Consider the following 3,111-nt stretch of genomic DNA (forward strand, 5'->3'; position numbering starts at 1 on the left):
GAACAACGGCGCGACGGCGCGCGACGCGTTGGCCGAGCGTTTTGTCGATAGCGGCGGGCGGGTGTTTCGTGCCGCCAGTGACGGGCACTACCGGGTCGGCCGCGACGGCGGAGTGTTGTCGCTTGCGCCGAAGAACGCCGCGCAGGATGCCCGCGTGACGGTTGTCGTTAGTTACGATTGAGGCTTGCTCGCGGCGGGCCGCTTTGCGGCAGCGCGCCTGCAAGCGCGCAGACGTCCCGCGTCCCGCGGGTCTGAACAGCATGGAATGGTCGCAACGGTAAGTGAACCACTCAAACCAGAAATAAAAATTCAAACCGGCTGTCATAACCGGTCTCGTGGTTCGACAAACGTGCAGATCCTGATGGAGCACGCCATGCGAACCGCACCAACCCGCCGAGCTTTCCGCGAAACCGCTCCCCCCGCCAACCCGAAGCGCGACACGATTCACCCTGTGTGGGTGCGCCTCACGCATTGGCTCAATGCACTCGCGGCGATCCTGATGATGCTGTCCGGCTGGCGCATCTACGACGCGTCGCCGATCTTCAAGGGCTTGACGTTTGCGCCGGCAATCACACTCGGCGGCTGGCTCGGCGGCGCGCTGCAATGGCATTTCGCGGCGATGTGGCTGCTGGTCTTCAACGGCTTGCTGTATCTCGCGCTGAACCTCGCCAGCGGGCGCTTCGTGCGCAAGTTCCTGCCGGTCTCGCCGCGCGCCGTGCTGCATGATTTGAGCGCCGCACTGACCGGCAAGCTCTCGCACGCCGATCTGCGCGTCTACAACGCGGTGCAGAAATTCGCTTATCTGTTCGTCGTCTGCGATCTGCTCGTGCTGGTGCTGTCGGGACTCGCCATCTGGAAATCGGTGCAGTTTCCGCTGCTGCGCGAACTGATGGGCGGTTATGACAACGCGCGCATTGTCCACTTCTGCGCGATGTCGCTGATGGCGGCGTTCATCGTCGTGCATCTGGTGATGGTGGCGCTCGTGCCGCGCTCGCTGCTGGCGATGCTGCGCGGACACTAAGCCGCTTATCTACCGACAGACGGCTGCGCGAAGCCTAAGGACATCGAATCATGAACAAGCCCACGACAAAAACTGATCGGAAGGTCGACTCCATGTTTGACGATAAGCTCGACCGCGAGTCGATCCTGATCGACGCCCGGCGCGAACTCGCGATGCCGTCGCGGCGCCTGTTCGGCAAACGGCTTCTGACGCTCGGTGGCCTCTCGATGCTGACCGGCTGCTCGCTCACCGACAACGATTCGGTGAACGCATTCCTAACCGCGGTATCGCGTCTGAACGACCGCGCGCAAGCCGCGCTGTTCGATCCGAAGCAGCTCGCGCCGACCTACACCGAAGCGCAGATCACGCGGCCGTTTCCGTTCAACGCGTTCTACGGCATCGACGACGTGCCCGATGTCGACGCTTCCGGCTACAAGTTGAAGATCAGCGGCCTCGTCACCGGTCAGCGGGTCTGGACGCTGCCCGAGTTGTACGCGCTGCCGCATGCCGAGCAGATCACGCGGCATATCTGCGTGGAAGGGTGGAGCGCGATCGGCCGCTGGGGCGGCACGCCGTTCAGCGATTTCCTGCGCCGCATCGGCGCGGACACGAGCGCGAAGTACGTCGGCTTCAAATGCGCGGACGACTACTACGAAAGTATCGACATGCCGACCGCCCTGCACCCGCAAACGCTGCTCACGTTCTCCTACGACGGCGAACGTCTGCCCGCGAAATACGGCTTCCCGATGAAGCTGCGCATGCCGACCAAGCTCGGCTACAAGAATCCGAAGCACATCGTCGAGATGTTCGTCACCAACACGTATCCCGGCGGCTATTGGGTCGACCAGGGTTACAACTGGTTCGGAGGCTCCTGACGCGCGCGGGTCGCCGCGTGCCGGGCGGCACGTGCGACCCCGGGCGGCAGAAGCTTCGGAAATACCCCGGCGCGCTTTGAAGGCCGGTTCTGATTGATCCATAACGAAACGGAGTCATCCCATGAAAAAGTTCGCAATCGCAGCAATGGCCGTCGCTTTCCTGACCAGCGGAGGCGCCGCATTCGCGCAGGCAAGCGGCGCGATGTCCAACGATTCGATGTCGAAGGATTCGATGTCCAAGGACAGCATGTCGAAGGACACCATGAAGAAAGGCACCATGAAGCACGACAAGATGAAAAAGGGCAGCGACGCGATGGGCATGAAGCACGAAGCCTCGGGCGCGATGGCCAATTGAGCGTTGCCGCCGATGCCGCTTGCATAGCTTGAGCGCTCCCCATACGAGCGGGGGCAAAAGCCGGGGACACCCCCGGCTTTTTTGTTGCAAGTACGCCGAAAAGTTACGATTCTTTCGGCCGACGCGGTGGGCGCTTACTGCATAATGCGGCGTCGCGCCAAACGTTTGACGCGTGTGTCAGCCGTGAATCGATTCCTTCGACCGCCGCGGCGTTGTGGCCCCATTGGCCATCTATCGTCTTTCTGTTCCACCGACATGTCCGCCAGCCTCGCCCGCCAGACCGCATCGCCGATGCGGTGTCCGCCATCCCGAACCAGGGTCTTTAGCGGGGGCGCAGCACCTCGAGCAGCACAGGCGGATTGAATCCATGTCGTTGCAACTCCCAAGCCGCTTTTCACGTGGTTTCCCGCGTGGTTTCCCGATCCGTTTGCCGCAGTCCCGCAACGGACAGATCGCGCTCGCGCTCGCCGTCGTGTATCTCGTGTGGGGCTCGACCTATCTCGCCGTGCACGTCGCGCTCGGTTCGTTTCCGCCCTTGCTGCTCTCGGGTCTGCGCAATCTGTTTGCCGGGGTAGGGCTCTTCATCTTCGCGGCGCGCCGCAATCCGGTCTGGCCGAGCGCAACTGAAATCCGCAATGCCGGCCTTGTCGGCACGATGCTGGTCGGCTTGTCGAGCGGCATGCTGGCTTATGGCATGCGTACCGTCGGCACCGGCACCGCGGCTGTGATGGTCGCGACGGTGCCGCTGTTCGCGACGGTGATCGCGGCGGTGGCGGGGCGCAAGATCGGCAGAGGCGAGTGGTTCGCGGTCGGTCTCGGGTTGGTGGGTATCGCGATCCTGAGTCATGGCGATAGCGCGCCGGGGTCGGCGGGCGGCAGTC

General features: G+C 63.2%; 4 protein-coding genes and 1 pseudogene. All 5 read left to right on the plus strand.

Going from position 1 to position 3,111, the window contains the following annotated elements:
* A pseudogene (locus tag QOC89_RS13650) lies at positions 1 to 181 on the plus strand (hypothetical protein); the annotation flags it as partial.
* Positions 182 to 373: 192 nt separating this feature from the next.
* Positions 374 to 1,021, plus strand: a complete 648-nt coding sequence (locus tag QOC89_RS13655; RefSeq protein WP_323045495.1) for a cytochrome b/b6 domain-containing protein — start codon at positions 374 to 376, stop codon at positions 1,019 to 1,021.
* A 92-nt stretch (positions 1,022 to 1,113) separates the two neighbouring features.
* Positions 1,114 to 1,875, plus strand: coding sequence for a molybdopterin-dependent oxidoreductase (locus tag QOC89_RS13660; protein ID WP_323045496.1), 762 nt, complete (start codon positions 1,114 to 1,116; stop codon positions 1,873 to 1,875).
* Between the two features lie 121 nt (positions 1,876 to 1,996).
* Positions 1,997 to 2,230, plus strand: coding sequence for a pentapeptide MXKDX repeat protein (locus QOC89_RS13665; RefSeq protein ID WP_323045497.1), 234 nt, complete (start codon positions 1,997 to 1,999; stop codon positions 2,228 to 2,230).
* A gap of 367 nt (positions 2,231 to 2,597) precedes the next feature.
* Positions 2,598 to 3,111: EamA family transporter (locus tag QOC89_RS13670; RefSeq protein WP_323045498.1), on the plus strand; the 514-nt coding region annotated here is incomplete at its 3' end.

Source organism: Paraburkholderia sp., from assembly GCF_034668105.1.
In the GTDB taxonomy this organism is placed as follows: domain Bacteria; phylum Pseudomonadota; class Gammaproteobacteria; order Burkholderiales; family Burkholderiaceae; genus Paraburkholderia.

Bases quoted from the DNA above. Each gene is read 5' to 3' on its own strand.
- QOC89_RS13655 (WP_323045495.1), top strand. From the start codon at position 374: ATGCGAACCGCACCAACCCGCCGAGCTTTCCGCGAAACCGCTCCCCCC.
- QOC89_RS13660 (WP_323045496.1), top strand. From the start codon at position 1,114: ATGTTTGACGATAAGCTCGACCGCGAGTCGATCCTGATCGACGCCCGG.
- QOC89_RS13665 (WP_323045497.1), top strand. From the start codon at position 1,997: ATGAAAAAGTTCGCAATCGCAGCAATGGCCGTCGCTTTCCTGACCAGC.